This is a genomic window from Mesorhizobium sp. M1428 (assembly GCF_040317515.1).
Lineage (GTDB): Bacteria > Pseudomonadota > Alphaproteobacteria > Rhizobiales > Rhizobiaceae > Mesorhizobium.
Genome location: NZ_JAMYKT010000021.1, coordinates 45451 through 67638, shown reverse-complemented (window position 1 = coordinate 67638; position 22188 = coordinate 45451). Strand labels below are relative to the sequence as shown.

Below are 22188 nucleotides of genomic sequence, written 5' to 3'. Positions count from 1 at the left end.
GAGGGACGATGACGGCCTATCTGAAGCTCGACCACATCGACAAATCCTTCGCCCGCGGCAGCCAGGTCAGTGACGTCCTGAAGGATATTCGGCTGACCATCGACAAGGGCGAATTCGTCTCGATCATCGGCCATTCAGGCTGCGGCAAGTCGACCTTGCTCAACCTGATCGCCGGCCTGACCAAGGTCTCGGCCGGCGCCGTTCTGCTCGAGGACAAGGAGGTCGACAGTCCTGGCCCGGAACGCGCCGTGGTGTTCCAGAACCACAGCCTGCTGCCATGGCTGACCGTCTACGAAAACATCAATTTGGCAGTATCGAAAGTCTTCGGTCACACCAGGAGCCGGGCCGAACGGCATGACTGGATCATGCGCAATCTCGATCTCGTGCAGATGGCACATGCGAAAGACAAGCGCCCAGCGGAGATATCGGGCGGCATGAAGCAGCGCGTCGGCATCGCCCGGGCGCTGGCCATGGAACCGAAGATCCTGCTGCTCGATGAGCCCTTCGGCGCGCTCGACGCGCTGACGCGCGCCCATCTTCAGGACGCGGTGATGGATATCCATTCGAGGCTCGGCTCGACGACGATCATGATCACCCATGATGTCGACGAGGCGGTGCTGTTGTCCGACCGCATCGTGATGATGACCAACGGCCCGGCGGCCACCATCGGCGAGGTTCTTCCCGTGCCGCTGGCCCGGCCGCGCCGGCGCATCGAGCTTTCCTCCGACCGCACCTTCCTGCGCTGCCGCGAGGCGGTGCTGAAATTCCTTTACGAACGCCACCGCTTCGTCGAAGCCGCGGAGTAAGGCAATAACCTGAAAACTCGTCATCTGCATCGGCAATGGGCAACCTACCGCATTGCACAAATATTATGCTGCTGTGCAAGGCATTCTGACTAATCTTTGATCCGCTGCCGAGCTTGGTCAAAAGTCGCGCGGCTGCAGTTCGCATTGATTTCATTCGATAATTCAGAGCGCTGTCGAATTGGCACGCTTCCTGCTTTTCAAAATGTAGGTCCGCAAGGGCCAAGTGACACGGCGTCCAATGGCGGGCGCCACAGGCAAAGCTGCCGCTCAGGTCCACACGCGCCCCCGGAACCCGGACGCGAAGACCTGGCCGGCGGCTTTTTTGTTTTTGACGCAATCGACCGCGCTGGTCCCAAGCGGCGCCCAACCGGAGACGACGATGACGAAACGGATCGGAACTGGCGCGTCCCTCGCGGACTTCACGCGCCGCGATTTTCTGGCCGTCAGCGCGCTGACCGCGATGCCGCGCCGCTGACAGTCGCGAACGAACAGACAAGGGCGGTGCCTCCCACGCCGCAAACCGGAGCCAGAAAATGACCGCAAATCTCCCAGCAGCGCCCAGCCAGGACAGTGCTCCCCGGCAGGCGCTTGTCATGTCCACCATCGCCTTCACCGTCTGCTTCGCGGTGTGGACGATCTTTTCAATCATCGGCGTGCGCATAAAGCAGGAGCTGGGGCTGAACGAGACGGAGTTCGGCCTGCTCGTCGGCACGCCGATCCTCACCGGCTCGCTCGTGCGTATGGTGCTCGGTGTCTGGACCGACCGTTTTGGCGGACGGCTGGTATACACCGCGACCATGCTTGCGGCGGCGGTCGCGACCTTCCTGCTCGCTTTTGCGCACACCTACGGGCAGATGCTGGTCGCTGCGCTAGGCGTTGGGCTCGCCGGCGGTTCCTTCGCCGTCGGTGTCGCCTATGTCTCGCGCTTCTTCCCGGCCGGCAAGCAGGGCACGGCGCTTGGCATTTTCGGTGTCGGCAATGTCGGCGCCGCGGTCACCAAGTTCCTGGCACCGTTCGTGCTTCTCTCCTGGGGCTGGCAGACGGTCGCGCTGATCTGGGCGGCAGCACTCGTCGTCATGGCCGCCGTCTTCTGGTTCACGACCGGCGACGATCCGGTCATCCGCGAGCGCCGCGCCGGCAAGGCAGCGCCCGCGAGAAGCTTCTGGCAGGAATTCGCGCCGCTCAAGAACCTGCAGGTCTGGCGCTTCGCCTTCTATTATTTCTTCGCCTTCGGTGCATTCGTGGCGCTCTCGCTGTGGCTGCCCCGCTACCTGATCGGCGTCTACGGCTTCGGGCTTGCGACCGCCGGCATGATCGGGGCGGCCTATTCAATTCCCGCAAGCATTTTCCGCGCCTATGGCGGCGTGCTTTCCGACCGGATCGGCGCGCGCACCGTGCTCTACTGGACCTTCGCTGTCAGTGCCGCCGCGACTCTCGTTCTGTCTCTCCCCTCGGCAGATTACGTCGTGCGCGGTGTCAGCGGGCCGATCGCCTTCCATTTCGAGGTCGGCCCGCTCGCCTTCATAGCCGTTGCCTGTGTGCTCGGCTTCTTCATGAGCCTTGGCAAGGCTGCCGTCTACAAGCACATCCCGGCTTACTATCCGCAGAGTGTCGGCGCGGTCGGCGGCGTTGTCGGCATGATTGGCGGGCTCGGCGGCTTTATCCTGCCAATCGTCTTCGGCGCGCTCAACGACCTCACCGGCGTCTGGTCGAGCTGCTTCATGCTGCTCTTCGTCATCGTCGCCACCTGCTTTGCCTGGATGCATTTTTCCATCCGGCGGATGGAGCGCACGGCGTCTGACGAAGCGTCAGGCCTTTCCTACGCGGCTGAGTGAGACCGGAGTGGATCAGGACATGACCGAGAAACTCGTTATCATCGGCAACGGCATGGCCCCCGGGCGCATGCTGGAGCACCTCCTGGAAAAGGCGCCTGGGCGCTACCAGGTCACCATCTTCAACGCCGAGCCGCGCGTGAACTACGACCGCATCATGCTGTCGCCGGTTCTGTCGGGCGAAAAGGCCTATGAGGAGATCATCATCCATGGCGACGGCTGGTACATCAAGCACGGCATCACCCTCTACAAGGGCCACAAGATCGTCGCCATCGACCGGCAGGCAAAGACCGTCACCTCCGATCACGGCGTGACCGAGCCCTACGACAAGCTCGTCATCGCCACCGGCTCGGTGCCGTTTATCATTCCGGTGCCAGGCCATGACCTGCCGGGCGTGCTCACGTATCGCGATCTGGACGACGTCCGCGCCATGATGCTGGCCGCCCAGTCGCGGGCCAAGGCTGTGATCATCGGCGGCGGCCTGCTCGGGCTCGAAGCAGCCGCGGGCTTGAACGCTCAAGGTATGGACGTCACCGTGCTGCATGTCATGCCGACGCTGATGGAGCGTCAGCTCGATCCGGCCGCCGGCTATCTCCTGCAGCGCGCAGTCGAGCAGCGCGGCATCAAGGTCATCACCAAGGCCAACACCCAGGCGATCACCGGCAACGGCAAGGTCGAGCGGGTGGAGCTTGCCGACGGCACTATCATTCCGGCAACGCTTGTCGTCATGGCGGTGGGCATCAGGCCGAATGCGGCTTTGGCGAAGGAAGCCGGCATTGCGGTCAATCGCGGCATTGTCGTCGACGCCGGCATGCGCAGCAACGATCCCGAGATCTACGCAATCGGCGAATGCGCCGAGGTCAACGGCCAGGTGTACGGGCTGGTCGCGCCGCTCTACGAGATGGCGCGCGTCGCCGCCAGCCATCTGGCCGGCAATGAGACGGCGGCTTTCGTTCACATGGACACGCCGACCAAGCTCAAGGTCACCGGCATCGAGCTGTTTTCGCTCGGCGACTTCGCCGAGGGCGATGATCGCCAGGAGATCGTGCTGCGCGATGCGGCGGCCGGCGTCTACAAGCGCCTGGTGCTCAAGGATGACCGCATCATCGGCACCGTGCTTTATGGCGAGACAGCGGACGGCGCCTGGTTCAACGACCTCAAGAAGAAGCAGACCGACATATCCGAGATGCGCGACACGCTCATCTTCGGCCAGTCCTACCAGGGAGGCGCCCCCCTGGACCCTATGGCGGCCGTTGCAGCCTTGCCGGATGATGCGGAAATCTGCGGTTGCAACGGCGTATGCAAGGGAAAGATCACCGGCGCGATCACGGCCAAGGGCCTGACCTCGCTCGACGACGTGCGCGCCCACACCAAGGCGTCGGCCTCGTGCGGTTCCTGCACCGGGTTGGTCGAAAAGCTGATGGTGCTGACCATCGGCGACAAATACAACCCTGCGGCGGTCCAGCCGATGTGCAGCTGCACCACGCTTGGCCATGACGAGGTCCGCCGGCTGATCAAGGCCAAGGGCCTGAAGACCATTCCCGCCGTCATGCAGGAACTGGAGTGGAAGACCTCCTGCGGCTGCGCCAAATGCCGGCCGGCGCTCAACTATTATCTCGTCTGCGACTGGCCCGACGAATACGCCGACGACTACCAGTCGCGCTTCATCAACGAGCGCGTCCACGCCAACATCCAGAAGGACGGCACCTATTCGGTGGTGCCGCGCATGTGGGGCGGCGTCACCAACGCCGCCGAATTGCGCGCCATCGCCGACGTCGTCGACAAGTTCGAGATCCCGATGGTCAAGGTCACCGGCGGCCAGCGCATCGACATGCTCGGCATCCGCAAGGAAGACCTGCCGGCGGTATGGGCCGATCTCGGACAGGCTGGCTTCGTCTCCGGCCACGCCTATGCCAAGGGGTTGCGCACGGTGAAGACCTGCGTCGGCTCGGACTGGTGCCGCTTCGGCACGCAGGATTCGACCGGCTTGGGCATCCGTATCGAAAAATTCATGTGGGGCTCGTGGACCCCGGCCAAGGTCAAGATGGCGGTGTCGGGCTGTCCCCGAAACTGTGCCGAGGCGACCTGCAAGGATGTCGGCGTGATCTGCGTCGACAGTGGCTACGAAATCCATTTCGCCGGCGCCGCTGGCCTCGACATCAAGGGCACCGAAGTGCTCGGCCTGGTCAAGACCGAGGACGAGGCGCTGGAGCATATCGTGGCGTTGACGCAGATGTATCGCGAGCAGGGCCGCTATCTCGAGCGTATCTACAAATGGGCCAAGCGCGTCGGCATCGCCGAGATCAAACGCCAGATCATGGACGATGGCGAGAAGCGCAAGGCCTATTTCGACCGCTTCGTCTTTTCCCAGAAATTCGCCCAGGTCGACCCGTGGTCGGAACGTGCTTCCGGCAAGGACAAGCATGAATTCCGGCCGATGGCTTCGGTCGGTTTCGCGCAGGCGGCGGAGTGATCATGATGAACTGGGTATCAATCGGCTCGATGTCAGACATTCCGCGCCGCGGCGCCCGCTGCGTCGCAACGCCTCAAGGCAAGATCGCCGTCTTCCGCACGGCGGACGATCAGGTCTTCGCCATCGAGGACCATTGCCCGCACAAGGGTGGGCCACTCAGCCAGGGCATCGTCCATGGCACGGCGGTGACCTGTCCCTTGCACAATTGGGTGATCTCGCTGGAGACAGGCAACGCGCTCGGCGCGGACGAGGGTGTGGTGCGCACCATTCCGGTCCGGATCGACGGCGAGCGGCTGTTCATTGCGCTGGAAGCGCTGGCCAGCCGCGCGGCGTGAACCATGCAGATTGATGAAGCGCGCGAGGTGAGGACCACCTGCCCCTATTGCGGGGTGGGTTGCGGCGTGCTGGCGAAGGTCGCCGCGGACGGCCAAATTACCGTTCGTGGCGACCCGGACCACCCGGCGAATTTCGGCCGGCTCTGCTCCAAGGGCTCGGCGCTGGCCGAGACCACCGATCTCGAAGGCAGGCTGCTTCATCCGGAAATCCACGGTCGCCGCACCGACTGGGACGAAGCGCTCGACCTTGTCGCTTCGACCTTCTCGCAAACCATTGCTGAGCACGGCCCTGACGCGGTCGCCTTCTACGTCTCCGGCCAGTTGCTGACTGAGGACTATTACGTCGCCAACAAGCTGATGAAAGGCTTCATCGGCTCGGCCAATATCGACACCAATTCGCGCCTGTGCATGGCCTCGTCGGTCGCCGGCCACCGCCGCGCCTTTGGCTCGGACACCGTTCCGGGAAATTACGAGGATCTGGAACTTGCCGACCTGATCGTACTGGTCGGCTCCAATCTCGCCTGGTGCCATCCGGTGCTCTACCAGCGCATTGCCGCCGCCCGGGAAAAGCGGCCCGAGATGAAGGTGGTGCTGATCGACCCACGCCGCACCATGACCTCAGATATCGCTGACATGCATCTGGCGATCGCGCCCGATGGCGATGTAGCTTTGTTCACAGGGCTGCTCGCCTATCTCGGCCAGCACAACGCGCTGGACCGCACCTATATCACGGCGCACACGACCGGCTTCGGGCAAGCCCTTTTCGCCGCCTCGGCGCTCGACCTTGCCGGCATCGCGGCGGCCACGGGCCTCGGCGAGGACGAGCTGGCCCGCTTCTACAGCCTGTTTGCCGCGACGGCGAAGACGGTGACCGTCTACAGCCAGGGCGTGAACCAGTCATCTTCGGGCACTGACAAGGTCAACGCCATCATCAACTGCCATCTGGCCACCGGTCGCATCGGCAAGCCCGGCGCCGGGCCGTTTTCGTTGACCGGCCAGCCCAACGCCATGGGCGGCCGTGAGGTCGGCGGCATGGCCAACATGCTGGCCGCCCACATGGAGATCGAAAACCCCGAGCACCGCAACCGCGTGCAGCGCTTCTGGCATGCCCCAACCGTCGCCGAAAAACCCGGCCTGAAAGCGGTCGAGATGTTCCAAGCGGTGGCCGACGGACGCATCAAGGCGCTGTGGATCATGGCGACCAATCCGGTCGATTCGATGCCGGATGCCGATGCGGTCGAAGCGGCGATCAAGGCCTGCCCGTTTGTTGTGGTGTCGGACGTGCTGGGCGAGACCGACACGGTCCGCCACGCCCATGTCCGGCTGCCGGCCACCGCATGGGGTGAAAAGGATGGCACCGTCACCAATTCGGAGCGCCGCATCTCGCGCCAGCGGGCTTTCTTGGCCACGCCCGGCGAGGCGAGGCCAGATTGGTGGATCATCGCTGAAGTCGCCAAGCTGATGGGCTTTGGCGAGGCGTTTTCGCATGTGTCGCCGGCCGACATCTTCGCCGAGCATGCCGCGTTGTCGGGCTTCGAGAATGACGGGGCACGCGATTTCGACATCGGCGCTTATGCCGGGGTCGATGCAGGGACGTATGAGGAGTTGGCGCCATTCCAATGGCCAGCGCCGAGCCAAGGCACCCCCCTCTGGCCTGCCGGCCATCTCCCCCTCAAGGGGGGAGATCAGCCGCCACCATGGCCTTCGCCAATCGTTACCATCGCTGAAAAGGCGGTGCCGGCAAAACTGCAAATCTCCCCCCTTCAGGGGGAGATGGCCGGCAGGCCAGAGGGGGGTGCCTGGCGCCAGCCGGAGGACAAAAGCACCCGCTTCTTCGCCAACGGCAATTTCTACACGCCCGACGGCAAGGCGCGCTTCATTGCCATCCGCCCAACCGTCGAAACCCGCACTAGCCCGGACTATCCGCTGATACTCAACACCGGCCGCGTCCGCGATCACTGGCACACCATGACGCGCACGGGAAAAAGCCCGCGCTTATCGCAGCACATGGCCGAACCGTTCGTCGAAATCCATCCGGCGAATGCGCAGCACTACGGCATCGGCGATGCCGATATCGTGCGCGTCTCAACCGCGTATGGCGAGGTGCTGGTCCGCGCGCTGGTGACGGTGCGCCAACGCCAAGGCTCTGTATTCGTACCGATGCACTGGACCGATCAGTTCTCCGGCCACGCGCGCGTCGATGCATTGGTAGCGCCGACGACCGATGCGAGTTCAGGCCAGCCGGCCTCGAAGAATGTTGCCGCCCGCATCGAGCGGTTCGCTGCCACGGCCTTCGGCTTCGCCGTGCTTGCCGAACGGCCCGCATCCATCGACGCCGATTACTGGGGCCTCGCCCGCTGCCCCGCCGGCTGGCGGCTTGAAATTGCGCTGCAGGACAGCCGCGACTGGACCGCGTTTGCCGCCTCCCTGTTAGGCATGGAAGGGGAGACGCTCGCCTATCACGACATCGCCGGCGGGCACCATCGCTTCGCCCGTTTCGCGGGCAGTCGGCTGGTCGGCGCGCTCTATCTTGCGCCCACTCCGGTAGCGGTGTCGCGCGGCTGGGCGGTCGAACAACTGGATGCCGACCATGCCGATCGGCAGGCGCGGTTGGCGATTGTCGCCGGCAGGCCTGGTGGCAAGAGCGTCGATCGCGGCGCCATCGTCTGCGCCTGTTTCGGGGTCGGTGCCAACCAGATCGCGGAAGCGGTGCGCGGCGGCTGCACCAGCGTTGCGGCAATTGGCGCCGCCCTTCACGCCGGCACCAATTGCGGCTCCTGTCGCGCCGAGATCAAGACCATTATCGACGGGCGGCGTCTTCAAGCTGCGGAGTGATGCCGAGGAACCCTGCCGCGCCGCTGCACGATGCTTACTAGCAATTTTCAAACCATGGGCTACCAACGTTCTGACTTCGATTCGCTCGGAACGGGAACCTATGAGCAAAGCCCTGACCTCATTCGCGCTGGCCGCCGTGCTGACGGCCTTGCTGATGGCGCTCAGCCTGGCGGTGGCCAGGCATGGCTATCCCTATGGCGCGATCGGCGCCAAGCGTCTGAGCGACGTCGCCGATGCAGGGACGTTCATTCCGCTCGCGGCGGTGTATTTTTTCAGCGCACTGCTGATGATGGTTCTGCCCATCAGGCTCGCCGGCATCGTCCTGACACATGCCGCCAATGCGATCTTCTGGACGGTCATCGTGTTGTTTGCGGTCATCGTTGGATGTCTCGCCGCGAGATTTGCTTTCGGTCAGCGCGATGTGCTCTCGACACTGCTGAACTGGCGGCTCCTGTTTGTCGCAGCCGTCGTCGGATGCCATCTCTTCATCAACGAGCTGCGCCGCAACATCCTGTTGAGAAGCCTGTTCTTCGTCGTCTTCGCCGCGGCGACACTGGCCTGCCTGTTTTGGTCCTTCAGCGTCTGAGTATGTGCGACCGTCGGGCGGACGGCTTAATTCTTGTCGACCGGCTTTGAGCGCATTCGCGAAACGGTCTCACGCTCGGCCCGCTTCGAACGCATCGGCGGCAGGCCGCGGTCGACCAAGTCCATGTCTTCCAGCACCATGTCGCCCATCCGCTTGAAGGCGACGTCGAGCGCACCGGCCCTATGGGCGGAGCGCAGGAACCCCGGCAATGTGCGGACCGGGTGATCCTGGGCCAGCGGTTCCTCAGGAAAAACATCGCTGGCGGCGACGATATGGCCGCTGCGGACAGCATCCATCAGTGCCGGGAAATCGACCACGCCGGCCCGGCTGAGCAGGATGAAAGCGGCTCCCTTGCGCATCCTGGCAAACGCCTCGGCACCAAGGAAACCCTGGTTTTCACTGGTCACCGAAGCGACGACGAAGACGAAATCGCTGTTCGACAGAACGTCGTCGAGAGAGGCCGGCTCGACGCCGTTTTCGATCAGGATCGACGGCGGCAGCCACGGGTCGAAGACTTTTGTCCGCGTGCGAAAGCCCGCCAGCAGCCGCTTGAGCGCACGGCCAAGATCGCCGAAGCCGATGATGCCGACATCCGCACCGGAAAGGAGCCGCGCCGTCTGGTTGCCGTCGCCGCCCCACAGCTCCTCGCCCTGACGAAATGCAAGATCGGCGGCGACGATGCCGCGGGCGAGGTTGAGCGCCATGGCGAGGCCGAGCTCGGCCACCGGTTCGGCAAACACCAGCCCGGTGGTGACGACATGGATGCCGCGCGAAAACAGCGTCTCGTACGGCATGTTGTTGATGAGGTTGCTCTCGACATTGAAGATGCAGCGCAGCGCCTTCATTTTTTCCAGCGTCTCCGGCGCGATCGGCGGTTGGCCGACGATGTAGCGGGTCTCGGCAAGGATATCCGCTGGCAGCGCCGCCACCCCCTCGGGCGACGTTTCGACGATGCGGTATTTCGATCGAAATTTCGCCAGCGCAGCCGGCGTGAAGATTAGGTCGAGTGTCCGCGGTTCGGGTGCGCTGATCACCAGCGGCAAGGCGCTGTCGGACATGATACTTCCTCCCGTGCGATCCGCGTCGCACCACACTAGAATCGTCTTTTCCCGCCCCCCGACACCTATCACATGCCGGTCGAGGAGGAGAAGTTTGCCTTCTTCGGCCTTGCGGTGCGGCGGTCGGTGGTCCAGATAGACGGCGATCGAAGGACGACAAGGAAGACAGCGACATGATCCCGTTTCGAAAGAACCTCATCGATGGCGAGTGGGTAGGCGATGCCGGCTCCCGCAACATCAACCCGTCCAATCTCGACGACGTAGTCGGCGAATATGCGTCGGGGGGCGCCGAGCACGCCCGGCAGGCCATCGCGGCGGCGAAAGCGGCATTTCCGGCATGGTCCCGATCGGGCCTGCTGGCACGCCATGCGGTGCTGAGGAAGGCGTCGGACGAGATCACCGCGCGGAAAGATGAAATCGGCCGGGCGTTGGCACGCGAGGAAGGCAAGACGCTGGTCGAGGGCATCGGCGAGACTGTGCGGGCTGCCCAGATATTTGACTTCTTCGCCGGCGAGACGCTGCGTCTTTCGGGCGAGCTGGTGCCGAGCGTGCGGCCGGGTGTCGGCGTCGAGATCACCCGCGAAGCGGTCGGCGTCGTCGGCATCATCACGCCGTGGAATTTCCCGATCGCCATCCCGGCCTGGAAAATCGCTCCGGCGCTGGCCTACGGCAACACCATCGTCTTCAAGCCGGCGGAACTCGTTCCGGAGAGCGCCTGGACCATTGTCGACATCCTGCACCGCGCCGGGCTGCCCAAGGGCGTGCTCAACCTGGTGATGGGCAAGGGTTCGGTCGTCGGCCAGGCCATGCTCGACAGTCCTGACCTCAACGCCATCACCTTCACCGGCTCTGTCGGTACCGGCAAGCGCGTCGCCGCCGCCAGCGTCGAGCACATGCGCAAGTTCCAGCTCGAAATGGGCGGCAAGAACCCGCTTGTCGTGCTCGACGATGCCGACCTTGCCGTCGCCGTCGACTGCGCCATCAACGGTGCCTACTTCTCGACCGGCCAGCGCTGCACGGCCTCGTCCCGCCTGGTGGTGACGGACGGCATCCATGACCGCTTTGTCGAGGCGCTCAAGGACCGCATGGCCAAGCTGGTCGTCGGCGATGCCCTCGATGCCAAGACCCAGATCGGACCGGTTGTCGACCAGAGCCAGTTGAAACAGGACGAAGACTATATCGCCATCGGCCGTCAGGAAGGCGCGGACCTTGCCTTCGGTGGCGGGCGGCTCGATCGTGAAACCCGCGGTTTCTATTTGCAGCCGGCGCTGTTCACCGAAACCACCAACGCCATGCGCATCTCGCGCGAGGAGATTTTCGGACCGGTCGCCAACGTCATCCGCGTCAAGGATTATGACGAGGCGCTGGCGGTGGCCAACGACACGCCGTTCGGCCTTACCTCCGGCATCTGCACCTCGAGCCTCAAGCATGCCACGCACTTCAAGCGCAATTCGGAAGCCGGCATGGTCATGGTCAACCTGCCGACGGCCGGCGTCGACTTCCACGTGCCTTTTGGCGGGCGCAAGGGATCGAGCTACGGCCCGCGCGAGCAGGGCCGCTATGCCGCAGAGTTCTACACCACGGTGAAGACCGCGTACACGTTTGCCGGCTAAGAAAAGGCGGCAAACCAGCCAGGCAGGCGAGCAAATCGATGGCATCTGAGAATACAGACCTGACCTGGCTCAATCCACCGCCGCACTATGCCTTCGGCAACGATACGGTGCATGTGCGGACCGGCAAGGAGACCGACTTCTGGCGCGAGACGTTCTACGGCTTCTGGCGTGACAATGGCCATTTCCTCTATCGTGAGGTCGAGGGGGATTTCAGCGCCGAAGTCACGGTCAAGGGGCAGTATGAGGTGCTTTACGACCAAGCCGGCCTTATGGTCCGCCTGAGCGAGACGCACTGGATCAAGGCCGGCATCGAATACACCGACGGGCTGATGTATTTTTCCGTCGTCGTCACCAACGATGCCTCCGACTGGTCGCTGGCCAGCATTCCCGCCGACCCCGACGGGGTCAGAATCCGCCTGACCCGCCATGCCGAGACGATCCGCGTCCAGTATCTGGACGCGTCCGACAAGCACTGGAAACCGGTGCGGCTTGCCTATTTCCCGCCGTCGAAAACGGTCGATGTCGGCATGATGTGCTGTTCGCCGCAGCGCGAGGGTTTCGAGGTCACATTCAGCGATTTTTCGATCGGCCCGCCGATCTCGCGAGAGCTTCACGACTGAGGCGCCGCGCTCCGATCGAGCGGTTTCGCCGTCCGGCCTTAGTAGGTCGCCCGGCCGCCGGAGACGTCGAAGACGGCAGCCGTAGTGAACGAGCATTCCTCGGACGCGATCCAGCAAATCAGCGCCGCCACCTCCTCGACCTCGCCGAACCGTGCCATCGGTATTTTGGACAGCATGAAGTCGATGTGCTGCTGGCTCATCTGCTGGAAGATCGCGGTGCGCACGGCCGCCGGCGTGACGCAGTTCACCGTCACCTTGGTCTTGGCCAGTTCCTTGCCGAGCGACTTGGTCATGCCGATCACCGCCGCCTTGGAGGTGCTGTAGGCCGAGGCGTTCGGGTTACCTTCCTTGCCGGCAATCGAGGCGATGTTGACGATCCTGCCGTAATTGCGTTCGAGCATATGCGGGACCAGCGCCTTGTTGCAGAAGAAGACGCCGTTGATGTTGATGTCGATGACCCGGCGCCAATCCTCCACGGAATACTCCCAGGTCGTCATGTTCGGTCCGGTGATGGCAGCACTGGTGACAAGGACATCGACTGCGCCCAACGCTTCGATCGTCTCTCCGGCGGCGGCTTCGACCGCTAGGGGGTCGGCAACGTCGAGGGTCACGCTGTGCAGGCCTGGAACAATGGCCTTGGCCTGCTCGATCTGGGCGGCATCGCGATCCCAGACCGAAACACGCCCGCCTTCGTCGGTAATCCTTTGCGCGACGGCCAGGCCGATGCCTGAGGCGCCGCCGGTGATAACAGCAGATCGTCCGGCAAATCGTCCCGCGAAACTCATCGGCATGTCGCATTCCTCCCAATCGGCGGCGAATGTGAAGTCAACGGCGGACAAGTTCAAGCGCGGACTTGCAGCCTCCGAACAGCTTGTGATGGGCCAGCACCGGGCAATTGAACCGGTAGGCGTTCCTGGCCCAATCGTCTCGTCCGGTATTGGGAGAACGGCTGGAACGACGCGCCCGGTTGGCATCCGGGTGACAGGCGGCGCCGGATGGGTTATATTGCACTGCACAATGCGAGCGCCTGCAGGCGAGCCCCGATCGATCCAATGAATCCGCCCATGAGCGGCCCATGAAATCGGCATTGAGCTGCAAGGACGGAAAACCGCTACCGAGATGAAGATTCCAAAATCTCTGTTGATCGATCCGGACAAGAACACGGCCTATGGCAGCTTTGCCGTTGCCGTCTCGATCTGGGCGTTCTCCTACTCGACCATTTTCGGCCAGGCCATGATCCTGGCCTACTATGCGGTCTGGCTGCCGCTCATCCTGGTCGACTACCGGAAGATATTAAGGCACGCTTCCAGCGCCTGGCTTCCGCTGGCCTTTGCAACCTATGTCTGCTTCTCGGTGTTCTGGTCGGCGGCCCCTGGCACGACGGCAAGGACGGCCGTCCAATATTGCTCCCATATCGCCTGCGCCTACATTGCCGCGCGCACCGTCAGCGTCCGGACTTTGACCATAGGCGCCCTGATCGGGATTTTCGTCGTCCTGCTCTATTCGCTCAAGGTCGCGAGTTATTCCTACGACGTTCTCGATGGCACGTATAATTTCGTCGGCGCATTCAGCTCCAAGAACCAGATCGGCTTTGTCGCATCGCTTGGCATCTATTTCTGCGTTGTCTACCTCGCCTTTCTCAGGCGTGGCCGGATAAGCTTTCTGCTGATCGTACCGATTGTCCTTCTATCGGGCTATCTGCTGGTGGTGTCTCATTCGGCCACTTCCATGGCATCGACCCCGGCGGTTCTCGCTCTGGTCGCCCTGCTTTCCATAGGCAAGCTGCTTTCGCTCCGCCATCGCCGGGTGATTTTCATGATCGGTGCGGGCGGGCTGATCGCCTGCACCGTGATTGCGCTGAATCTCGGGCTGATGGACTTTGTCCTTGGCCTTTTCGGCAAGGATTCAACGCTCACCGGACGAACCTACCTCTGGCAACAGGGCTGGAATGCCGCGCAGCAATCGCCCATACTCGGCGTTGGCTACGCGGCCTATTGGGTCCAGGGCTTCTCCGAGGCCGAGCGGCTGTGGAACGAATTCTACATCGCCGCCCGAAGCGGCTTCCACTTCCACAACACCTACATCGAGACCTTGGTGGAACTCGGCTTCGTCGGGGCGACACTGCTTTCGCTGATCATCCTGCGCACGCTCTGGGGTCACGTCTCGGCGCTGATATTCAGGACATGGCAAGCCGACTCCGTGATTCTTGCCGGCGTCATGGTGCTTCTGTTCATCCGCTCCTTCGTCGAGGTCGAGACCCTCAACCCCTACATCATGGGTTCGTTCCTGCTGTATTACAGCTACTTCAAGCTGGTGAGGGCGCCGGCCGTCGCTCCTTCCCGGTGGAGCGCCGTGAACCATCTCGAGGAACCGGACGCCGTGCGAGGCTAGCGCGGGCGGATCCAGGCGGTTCGTTGCCCGAAGGCCACTTTGTTTTCTGATCCACAAGATCCCAAACGCAAAAACCCCGCAGACCGCTGCCTGCGGGGTTGGTGCTTCTTCGCTCCGGTCGAAAGAAGCTACTGGATGGCCAGGGGCGCCGGTTTGACCTTGATCACGTCCCCTGGCAGCACTGGTGTGTCTTCATCGGCGGTGATTTCGCTGGTCTTGCCGTCGACCACCCGCACCAGGGAAAATGACAAGGCCGCTGGTTCGTTGTTGCCGTAGAATTGCGGCATGGGGCTGCCCGACAAGGCTTCGGACATCAAGGCCTTTTCCATATTGAGCTTCAGCGTCACCTCGTTGAGATCGGCTTCCGTCTGTTGCCGGTCGGTCGCGAGGCTGGAGTTCTGGGTGTTCTCGAGATCGATAGCGTCCTGGGTGGCCTTGCTGATCGACTGCTTGGCCGTGAGAATCGCCGTTTCGTAATCCAGGATCTGGCCTTCAAGGTCGGCGATGGTTTGCTGCGAGTTCAAAACCCGCGTGTTGACGACCAGGCCCTTTTGCGCCAGCGAGCCGATGCCGTTGAGCTGCTCCTTTGCCAGATCGACCTGCTTCTGCTGGTTGACGATCTTTTTCTGCAGCGAATCGATCTCGCTCTGCAGCAGCGCCTTCAAATCGTCGAGCGCCTGCAAGCGCAGCTTGAGTTTCTTCTGGTCGGCCGCCAGGATCGCCGTCTCATCGGCAACGATACTGGGCAGTTTCGGATCGTCGGCCACCTCTTTCGGCACCGCGAATGTCGGCTTGTCCGCCAGTTCCGCTTCGAGGCGGGCGCGCTTGACGGTTAGCCTGACCAATTGGTCCTGTAGTACGTCGAAATTGCCCTTGGCATTGATCAGGTCGCGGTCGAAGCGCTGCCCGCTCTCCGGGTTCCGCCGGGCTCCGCCGGCAATGCTCATCGCTTTCAGCACGGACAACCCAGGCACACAAGGGTACTGGCCGGGCGATTGCACCTCGCCAGAGATGTAGAATGGCCGGTACTGCGCCATTTCGACGGAAGCCTCCGGCTTGTCGGCCAGAGCGAGCTTGCGCTGCAGTGCCTCGCCGAGCGATGCCGCGATCTCCGAAGTCGTCTTGCCGGATGCGGGCATCTCGCCGACGAAGGGAACCGACAAGGTTCCAGCGGGGCCGACCGTGTATTCTCCATTGATGGCCGACCAGTCACGGAACGTGCCTTCGACGGTCTGCCATTCCGCCACGCGGATGGTCAGCTTGTCCTGTGCTCCAAGCCGATAGTCGTCGGCGAAGGCGAACTGTGGCAGGGCTAGCGACAGCGTCAAGCCGGTCGCCATTGTGAGGCAAGTCGTCAAAAGCCGTACTCGCCGCATGTGTCTGGAGAGAATGCCGGTGCAAAAGATATCGATTATATCTGCTTCCAACTGAGCGTTTCCGATCTGGTTTGCCCCGCCCAATGAGCTGCCGATGCCTGAGTCAGGGGCCTGAGTTCCGGGCCCGAATTCTGGACAGTCGCTCCTCGATGCACGGCCAGCAAGCGGCCGTCAGTAGCAGCCTCGCGACATCCAGACCGCAGGTACGGTCTTGATGATGATGCGGATGTCTTCGAACATCGACCAGTTCTCGACATAGTGCCTGTCGAATGCGACGCGACTGTCATACGAAACATCGTTGCGTCCGCTGACCTGCCAGAGCCCGGTCAGGCCGGGGCGCGATTTCAGGTAATAGACGGCCGAATTGCCATAGATCTCCAGCTCATCGCGCACCACGGGACGAGGCCCGACCAGGCTCATATCCCCCTGCAGGATGTTGATGATCTGCGGCAACTCATCAAGGCTGAGCTTCCTCAGCACCGCTCCGACGCGCGTGATCCGCGGGTCGTTCTTCAACTTGCGGGTCGCTATCCATTCGGCATTGGCCTCCGGATTCGCGGCGAGATAGGCAGCAAGCACCCGCTCGCCGTCTGGAACCATGGTGCGGAACTTGAGGCACGGAAAAATCCGTCCTCCGCGGCCGATCCGGCTGTGACCATAGAAAATCGGCCCGCCATCGGAAAACCTGACAAGCAGCGCTATCATCACAAACAGCGGGCTGAGAGCGACCAGGCCGATCAGCGAACCGGCAATATCGAAGCTGCGTTTGAGCAGGCCGCCGATCGGTGGCGGAAAATCGAGGCCGGCCTGCGAAAAATCCGCATCGGCCGGCTTGGCTACGTCCCTCATGCGTAAACTCCATACGTTGAACGGATGGTTTAGCGCACGATACCAAAAAAATGTTGCAGCGCAACACACAATTTCCCAGTCGGCTGTAATAGTCGCGTCATGAACTGACTAAATAATAAACTCGTCCTGCACAAAATTTCGCCTTTATGTCGCAAAAGAGACAGATTATGGGCAAATTTGGAAAAGCTAGTCCAATTTTGGGGCTGATTTTAGGCGATTCGCTCTTTATACGCTGCTACGGAGCTTTGCCGTCATTTAGAATTTCAAAATATCGACTGATGTCATGATGAAATACTAGTCGATATCATAACTCTTACTAGAGAGAGTCGATATCCGGCAATCGGTGGTGATGCCGACGTGTGCATTGCACCATGGCAGAGTCGATCCCGAGGATTCGTCTAAAATTATTCCGCAGCTGCCCTTGCCGACTATTGCGCGGCTCAATAGAGTTGCAAATTGTTTCTGTCGGACCATGGACAGATTGGGCTAGGCCGGAAGCAACCGGCCAGAAGCGGGCAACCTAAATAAGCTCGCAGAGTTTAAGGGAGGTGCTCGGGGTGGGCTTGTCGACATTTTTTCCCGAGCCGGTTGATGGGCTATCGGGTATGTCACTGCCAAAGTTCATTATCGGAATGTGTTTTGCGCTGGCGATCGTGATCGTCTGGTCCTATTTGGGCGGCGCCTCGCTCGGCACGACGCTGTTTCGCGTCATCGGCTGTGCCATAGTCATCCAACTCGGTTATTTTCTGCTGGTCTTTGCCATGGTCGCCAGAAATGCCCCGACCCCGGCGGACAAGATTCGCGACACAGAACGAAAGCTGAGTTCGAACGAGGCGGCCGAAGGCGAGAAACTCAGTGCCAGGAGGGGCCTTCACTGATTTCGGGCCTGGCCTCCAGCAACGCGCCGCAAGTCGGCATCCCGTTTCTTCAACTCCTCGATGCTTCCGGCCTCAATCAAGCGGCCACTCTCCATTGCCGCGACCTACTCGGCAGTGACCGGCTGGCCAACTGAGCGCGCCATTGGGGCGCGCCATTGGGGGTTGATCCTGAGCGTGTAGGAACGGCTCTGCCAAGCGGCGCATTTCTGGAGCTATCCCGATTGAGGCTCGCCGCCTGCCGAACCGGGCCATGACACCCAGCAAAATGAAAAACTGGACGGCGCCGATGATTTTGGCGATGCTTGCTTCGCACTTGCAGCATAGGCATTTGGGCCGATGCATTTCAGATGGGCGGTGGGGCATTGAGCGGACGGGGCGAGGAAATCCGCAACGACTTCTGCAATCGAGAGGCATTGTCCATGACATCATCCCAGGTCTGCGTGATCATCGCCGCCCGCAATGCGGCGCGGACAATCCCGGCTGCCATCGCATCGGCGTTACGCGAGCCGGAGGTTGCGGAAGTCGTCGTCGTCGACGACGCGTCCACCGACGATACCGCGAAAGTCGCCCACGCGGCCGGCGACGGCACGGGCCGCCTTTCCGTCATCCGCTTCGACGTCAATCGCGGCCCATCCTTTGCCCGCAACGCCGCGATAGCGGGTTCCAGGTCGCCGTTCATCAGCATCCTGGACGCTGATGATTTCTTTTTCGAAGGCAGGTTTCACAGACTGTTCGCCAGCACCGATTGGGACTTCGCTGCAGACAACATCATGCTTGTCAGGGACGACGCGGCAACCGATGTTTCGAAAATCGTCGCTCCACCGTTCTCGCCCGAGCCGGAATTCCTCGACTTCGAGGGTTTCATCGACGCCAACATCTCCAGGCGCCGTGTGCAACGAGCGGAACTGGGCTTCCTCAAGCCAGTGATCAGCCGCGCCTTTCTCGATCGGCATGGGCTGCGCTACGACGAGAAGCTGCGCCTGGGTGAAGACTATGAACTCTATGCGCGCGCGGTTGCCCATGGCGCGCGCTTCAAGGTCATCAAATCCTGCGGCTACGGCGCGATCGTGCGCGCCGATTCGCTGAGCGGACGGCACAAGACCCAGGACCTGAAGCATCTGGCCGATGCCGACCTGGCACTGCTGGCGATCGACAGTTTGCCGGAGGCATCGAAGGCTGCGGTGAGAAGGCACGAGCGGCACATCCGCGACAAATACCGGTTGCGGAAGTTTTTAGACGTGAAGGCTGAGCGTGGGCTGGCGCCGGCCGCGGCCTACGCCTTGGCCGGCCCGTCCAACCTCACAGCCGTCGTCCGCGGCGTCGCCTCCGACAAGCTGGATGCGCTGTTTCGCCGCGCTGGCCTCACCGCGAAGCGTCAGCATGTGCCGCCGCTCCGCTTCCTCATGGCCGGAACCAGCACGGCCGGCGAAAGCTAGGCCCGTCAACGTGCGACGGCGGTAGCTACTACCTTACCCTTCTGTCGGCTCGCACCGTTTCAACGAGATTCATGAGTTTACGATCTAGGTGGTTGCCTATCCGCGCAGGGAATGGCAATCTATGTTGCGGTGCAGCAATTTTGGACGGCCAACCGAACTGGCCCGAGACATCCCCTGTCGGAGGAGCTGGACGATGCGAGAAATGTCTTTTGAATGTGGACGGGCACTAAGGCCGTTCACCAGCTCGACGATGATGGGACGCTGAGTGCATGGCCTCGATCTTTCGCTTCCGATCGAGAGATCCGGCGCGCGACACGCAGACCGACACCTCGCGCCTCGATCGGTTGGCAAAGCTGCTGGACCAGATCGCGGCCGAAGTCGAGGCGGAGAAGAGCGGCCTTGAGAACCGCTACAGGACAACGGCTACCAATGCCGCCTTTCTCGTCGAGGCCATGGAGAACGGAGCAGTCTCCTCTCGCAGGTCTTCCGAAGTCGGCGAACTGACGAGGTCGATCCTGAATTGCGAGCGGCGCATCGCAGCGCTGTCGCGCCAGATGCAGATGATGAAGGATCTCCGTCATTCGCTGGATGAAATCTTCGAGGAGAAGCGGCAGAACCGTCCCGACATAAGGACCGATTTTGTGAAGCCCGCCGATTCCGGCACAGGCTGAGCGAACACCCCGGTTCGGCGCAATGGTTTTAGGCACAACACGGAGCTTGGGAGCGACAGAGGTCAAGATCAGGTTGTTTCGTCACGGTTCGAACGATCGCTTTGGGGGCGCACAGCACAAGGTGAGTTTGATATGAATGCAGATCCTAAAAGCACGTCCGCCCCGGCGACCCGCGGCACCCCGTCCACGCGCCCGATCCCAGGCGAGCTGCGGCGGCTCCGTTCAGACGGCGCGTTTCTGCTGCTCGTTCTCGTCAGCATGGTTGCGGGCCTGGTGCCCGTCCGCGCCCAAGATCTCCCAACCGCGCCGTCCTTTGTCGATGATTTCAACAGCCTCAGTCGCGCGCGCTGGTACATTTCCGACGGCTGGACGAACGGCAAGCATCAGAACTGCACCTGGTCCAAAAGCCTGATCGGGCTTTCCGACGGCATGCTGACGCTCGGTTTCGAGAAGCGCAAGCTGAAGGATCGCGAATTCGCCTGCGCCGAGATCCAGACCAAACAGCGCTTCGGCTACGGCACTTACGAGGCGCGGATGAAGACCGACACGGGCTCCGGCGTCAACGCGGCATTCTTCAGCTTCGTCGGCGATGCCGACAAGCAGCCGCATGATGAGATCGACTTCGAGGTGCTGACCAAGGACACGTCCAAGGTTCAGGTCAACGCCTACATAGCCGGCAAAGGCAAGAACGAGAAACTGGTCGACGTCGCCGGCGGCACCGACAAGGCCTTCAACGACTACGCCTTCGTCTGGGAAAAGGACCGGCTGCGCTGGTACGTCAACGGCAAGCTTGTCCACGAGATCACCGATCCGGCGAAGCTGCCCACCCATTCGCAAAGGATCTATTTCAGCCTGTGGGGCAGCGATACGATGAAGGGCTGGATGGGGCCGTTCTCGGATCCGGGCCGCAAGCTCACCATGCAGGTGGATCGCGTTGCATTCACCGCACTTGGCCAGCCCTGCCAATTCCCGGAATCGCTGGCATGCAACACAAACTAGAAGCGCATCTGAACCGGCCGGGCCGAAGATGGTCCGAAGCCCGAAGCTCGAACAGGCCTGAAGCCTTGAACAGGAATGAAACCGAATGAATTTGACTGTCTTTGGAATCGGCTATGTCGGTCTTGTACAGGCGGCGGTGCTTGCCGAAGTCGGCCATCAGGTGGTCTGTGTCGACATCGATGCAAAAAAGGTCGAGCGGCTCAACCAGGGTCATGTCCCGATCTTCGAGCCGGGGCTCGAAAACATGGTCAAGGAGAACCATGCCGCCGGCCGCATCAAGTTCACCACCGACGCCGCCGCGGCGATCAAGCATGGCCAGATCCAGATGATCGCCGTCGGCACGCCGCCGGGCGAGGATGGTTCGGCCGACCTCAAATATGTGCTGGCCGTCGCCGAGGCCATCGGTCGTGAGATGGACGAGCCCAAGATCGTCGTCGGCAAGTCGACCGTGCCCGTCGGCACCTGCGAAAGGATAAAGGCCAGGATCGCCGCAACGCTGAAGGCGCGCGGGCGCGAGGATCTGGCTTTCGACGTCGCCTCCAATCCGGAATTCCTCAAGGAAGGGTCCGCTGTGAGCGACTGCATGAAACCCGACCGCATCATCGTCGGCACCAGCAACGAGGAGACCGAGGCGGTGATGCGCGAGCTCTACGCGCCGTTCAACCGCAACCACGAAAAGATGATCGTGATGGATGTGCGCAGTGCCGAGTTCACCAAATACGCGGCCAATTGCATGCTGGCGACCAAGATCAGCTTCATGAATGAAATGGCCAACCTGGCCGAGCAACTGGGCGCCGACATCGAGGAGGTCCGCAAGGGCATCGGCAGCGACCCGCGGATCGGCTACCACTTCATCTATCCGGGCCTCGGCTATGGCGGCTCGTGCTTCCCGAAGGATGTGCGTGCCCTGATCAAGACCGCCGAGGCCGTCAAGTTCGACGCCAAGCTGCTGCGTGCCGTCGAGGAGCGCAACAACCAGCAGAAGTCGGTCCTGTTCGAGAAGGTGGACCGCTATTTCAAGGGCAATCTCAAGGGCAAGACATTTGCTCTGTGGGGCCTGGCCTTCAAACCCAATACCGACGACATGCGCGAGGCCCCGGCCCGCACGCTGATGGAAGCGCTCTGGGCCGCCGGTGCCAATGTCCAGGCCTATGATCCGGAGGCGATGCAGGAATGCCAGGCGATCTACGGGCTGCGGGACGACCTGCAACTGTGCGGCACCAAGGAGGCCGCGTTGCGAGGCGCCGACGCGCTCTTGATCGTGACCGAGTGGAAGAGCTTCAGCGCGCCGTCCTTCGATGCGCTGAAGAACGCGCTGACCACGCCCGTCATCTTCGACGGACGCAACCTCTACGACCCCAAGGTCATCGCCCGCCACGGCATCGAATACCACAGCATCGGCAGAATGGCGGCGTGACGCCAGGGCGGTC

18 protein-coding genes are annotated in these 22188 nt (G+C 62.1%); 14 read left to right on the top strand and 4 right to left on the bottom strand.

All coding sequences use genetic code 11. The annotated features are described in order from the left end of the window. The first annotated feature begins 8 nt into the window (after positions 1-8). From NKG60_RS24520 to NKG60_RS24495, 6 genes are all read left to right on the top strand, one after another. Positions 9-806: an ABC transporter ATP-binding protein gene (locus NKG60_RS24520; RefSeq protein WP_352866621.1), complete on the top strand. Its 798-nt coding sequence runs from the start codon at positions 9-11 to the stop codon at positions 804-806. Between the two features lie 533 nt (positions 807-1339). Continuing rightward, the gene (locus NKG60_RS24515; RefSeq protein ID WP_352866623.1) at positions 1340-2641 is read left to right on the top strand and encodes an MFS transporter; all 1302 of its coding nucleotides are present in this window, start codon (positions 1340-1342) and stop codon (positions 2639-2641) included. A 19-nt stretch (positions 2642-2660) separates the two neighbouring features. After that, the gene (nirB, locus tag NKG60_RS24510; RefSeq protein ID WP_352975797.1) at positions 2661-5111 is read left to right on the top strand and encodes a nitrite reductase large subunit NirB; all 2451 of its coding nucleotides are present in this window, start codon (positions 2661-2663) and stop codon (positions 5109-5111) included. 5 nt (positions 5112-5116) lie between these two features. Beyond that, a complete protein-coding gene (nirD, locus tag NKG60_RS24505) occupies positions 5117-5446 on the top strand; it encodes a nitrite reductase small subunit NirD (RefSeq protein ID WP_352866627.1) in 330 nt (109 codons plus the stop codon). 3 nt (positions 5447-5449) lie between these two features. After that, a complete protein-coding gene (locus NKG60_RS24500; RefSeq protein ID WP_352866629.1) occupies positions 5450-8281 on the top strand; it encodes a nitrate reductase in 2832 nt (943 codons plus the stop codon). A gap of 100 nt (positions 8282-8381) precedes the next feature. Then, complete coding sequence (locus tag NKG60_RS24495; protein ID WP_352975795.1) at positions 8382-8867, top strand: hypothetical protein; 486 nt, start codon at positions 8382-8384, stop codon at positions 8865-8867. Between the two features lie 26 nt (positions 8868-8893). Here the strand turns inward: NKG60_RS24495 and NKG60_RS24490 are convergent, their stop codons facing one another. After that, positions 8894-9925, bottom strand: coding sequence for a hydroxyacid dehydrogenase (locus tag NKG60_RS24490; RefSeq protein WP_352975794.1), 1032 nt, complete (start codon positions 9923-9925; stop codon positions 8894-8896). 176 nt (positions 9926-10101) lie between these two features. Between NKG60_RS24490 and NKG60_RS24485 the strand changes: the two genes are divergently transcribed. Further along, positions 10102-11538: an aldehyde dehydrogenase family protein gene (locus NKG60_RS24485; RefSeq protein WP_352866685.1), complete on the top strand. Its 1437-nt coding sequence runs from the start codon at positions 10102-10104 to the stop codon at positions 11536-11538. A 38-nt stretch (positions 11539-11576) separates the two neighbouring features. Beyond that, entirely contained in the window at positions 11577-12158 is a 582-nt protein-coding gene (locus tag NKG60_RS24480; protein WP_352975792.1) for a DUF1349 domain-containing protein, read from the top strand. A gap of 38 nt (positions 12159-12196) precedes the next feature. Here the strand turns inward: NKG60_RS24480 and NKG60_RS24475 are convergent, their stop codons facing one another. Continuing rightward, the gene (locus NKG60_RS24475; RefSeq protein WP_352665462.1) at positions 12197-12949 is read right to left on the bottom strand and encodes an SDR family NAD(P)-dependent oxidoreductase; all 753 of its coding nucleotides are present in this window, start codon (positions 12947-12949) and stop codon (positions 12197-12199) included. A gap of 328 nt (positions 12950-13277) precedes the next feature. Here NKG60_RS24475 and NKG60_RS24470 point away from each other — a divergent pair, with 328 nt between their 5' ends. Continuing rightward, positions 13278-14549 (top strand): O-antigen ligase family protein, encoded by a 1272-nt coding sequence (locus NKG60_RS24470; protein WP_352866637.1) that lies wholly within the window; start codon positions 13278-13280, stop codon positions 14547-14549. A 128-nt stretch (positions 14550-14677) separates the two neighbouring features. Here NKG60_RS24470 and NKG60_RS24465 read toward each other — a convergent pair whose 3' ends face one another. Both NKG60_RS24465 and NKG60_RS24460 read right to left on the bottom strand, forming a co-directional pair. Next, complete coding sequence (locus NKG60_RS24465) at positions 14678-15889, bottom strand: polysaccharide biosynthesis/export family protein (RefSeq protein WP_352866639.1); 1212 nt, start codon at positions 15887-15889, stop codon at positions 14678-14680. Positions 15890-16096: 207 nt separating this feature from the next. After that, a complete protein-coding gene (locus NKG60_RS24460; protein ID WP_352665459.1) occupies positions 16097-16774 on the bottom strand; it encodes a sugar transferase in 678 nt (225 codons plus the stop codon). 605 nt (positions 16775-17379) lie between these two features. Between NKG60_RS24460 and NKG60_RS24455 the strand changes: the two genes are divergently transcribed. The 5 genes from NKG60_RS24455 to NKG60_RS24435 all read left to right on the top strand — a co-directional run bounded on the left by NKG60_RS24455 (position 17380) and on the right by NKG60_RS24435 (position 22175). After that, on the top strand, positions 17380-17652 hold the full coding sequence (locus NKG60_RS24455; RefSeq protein ID WP_352866641.1) for an exopolysaccharide production repressor protein: 273 nt from the start codon (positions 17380-17382) through the stop codon (positions 17650-17652). A 419-nt stretch (positions 17653-18071) separates the two neighbouring features. Next, positions 18072-19088 (top strand): glycosyltransferase family 2 protein, encoded by a 1017-nt coding sequence (locus NKG60_RS24450; protein ID WP_352975789.1) that lies wholly within the window; start codon positions 18072-18074, stop codon positions 19086-19088. Between the two features lie 269 nt (positions 19089-19357). Continuing rightward, the gene (locus NKG60_RS24445) at positions 19358-19759 is read left to right on the top strand and encodes a hypothetical protein (protein WP_352665455.1); all 402 of its coding nucleotides are present in this window, start codon (positions 19358-19360) and stop codon (positions 19757-19759) included. Positions 19760-19891: 132 nt separating this feature from the next. Beyond that, positions 19892-20758, top strand: coding sequence for an endo-1,3-1,4-beta-glycanase ExoK (gene exoK / locus NKG60_RS24440; RefSeq protein WP_502911899.1), 867 nt, complete (start codon positions 19892-19894; stop codon positions 20756-20758). A gap of 85 nt (positions 20759-20843) precedes the next feature. Then, positions 20844-22175 carry a UDP-glucose dehydrogenase family protein gene (locus NKG60_RS24435; protein ID WP_352665454.1) on the top strand — a complete coding sequence of 444 codons (1332 nt, stop codon included), beginning with the start codon at positions 20844-20846 and terminating at the stop codon, positions 22173-22175. The last annotated feature ends 13 nt before the right edge of the window (positions 22176-22188 follow it).

Coding starts and splice junctions, on each gene's coding strand:
- NKG60_RS24520 (WP_352866621.1), top strand. CDS start 9: ATGACGGCCTATCTGAAGCTCGACCACATCGACAAATCCTTCGCCCGC.
- NKG60_RS24515 (WP_352866623.1), top strand. CDS start 1,340: ATGACCGCAAATCTCCCAGCAGCGCCCAGCCAGGACAGTGCTCCCCGG.
- nirB (WP_352975797.1), top strand. CDS start 2,661: ATGACCGAGAAACTCGTTATCATCGGCAACGGCATGGCCCCCGGGCGC.
- nirD (WP_352866627.1), top strand. CDS start 5,117: ATGAACTGGGTATCAATCGGCTCGATGTCAGACATTCCGCGCCGCGGC.
- NKG60_RS24500 (WP_352866629.1), top strand. CDS start 5,450: ATGCAGATTGATGAAGCGCGCGAGGTGAGGACCACCTGCCCCTATTGC.
- NKG60_RS24495 (WP_352975795.1), top strand. CDS start 8,382: ATGAGCAAAGCCCTGACCTCATTCGCGCTGGCCGCCGTGCTGACGGCC.
- NKG60_RS24490 (WP_352975794.1), bottom strand. CDS start 9,925: ATGTCCGACAGCGCCTTGCCGCTGGTGATCAGCGCACCCGAACCGCGG.
- NKG60_RS24480 (WP_352975792.1), top strand. CDS start 11,577: ATGGCATCTGAGAATACAGACCTGACCTGGCTCAATCCACCGCCGCAC.
- NKG60_RS24475 (WP_352665462.1), bottom strand. CDS start 12,949: ATGCCGATGAGTTTCGCGGGACGATTTGCCGGACGATCTGCTGTTATC.
- NKG60_RS24470 (WP_352866637.1), top strand. CDS start 13,278: ATGAAGATTCCAAAATCTCTGTTGATCGATCCGGACAAGAACACGGCC.
- NKG60_RS24465 (WP_352866639.1), bottom strand. CDS start 15,889: ATGGCGACCGGCTTGACGCTGTCGCTAGCCCTGCCACAGTTCGCCTTC.
- NKG60_RS24460 (WP_352665459.1), bottom strand. CDS start 16,774: ATGAGGGACGTAGCCAAGCCGGCCGATGCGGATTTTTCGCAGGCCGGC.
- NKG60_RS24455 (WP_352866641.1), top strand. CDS start 17,380: ATGTCACTGCCAAAGTTCATTATCGGAATGTGTTTTGCGCTGGCGATC.
- NKG60_RS24450 (WP_352975789.1), top strand. CDS start 18,072: ATGACATCATCCCAGGTCTGCGTGATCATCGCCGCCCGCAATGCGGCG.
- NKG60_RS24445 (WP_352665455.1), top strand. CDS start 19,358: ATGGCCTCGATCTTTCGCTTCCGATCGAGAGATCCGGCGCGCGACACG.
- exoK (WP_502911899.1), top strand. CDS start 19,892: ATGAATGCAGATCCTAAAAGCACGTCCGCCCCGGCGACCCGCGGCACC.
- NKG60_RS24435 (WP_352665454.1), top strand. CDS start 20,844: ATGAATTTGACTGTCTTTGGAATCGGCTATGTCGGTCTTGTACAGGCG.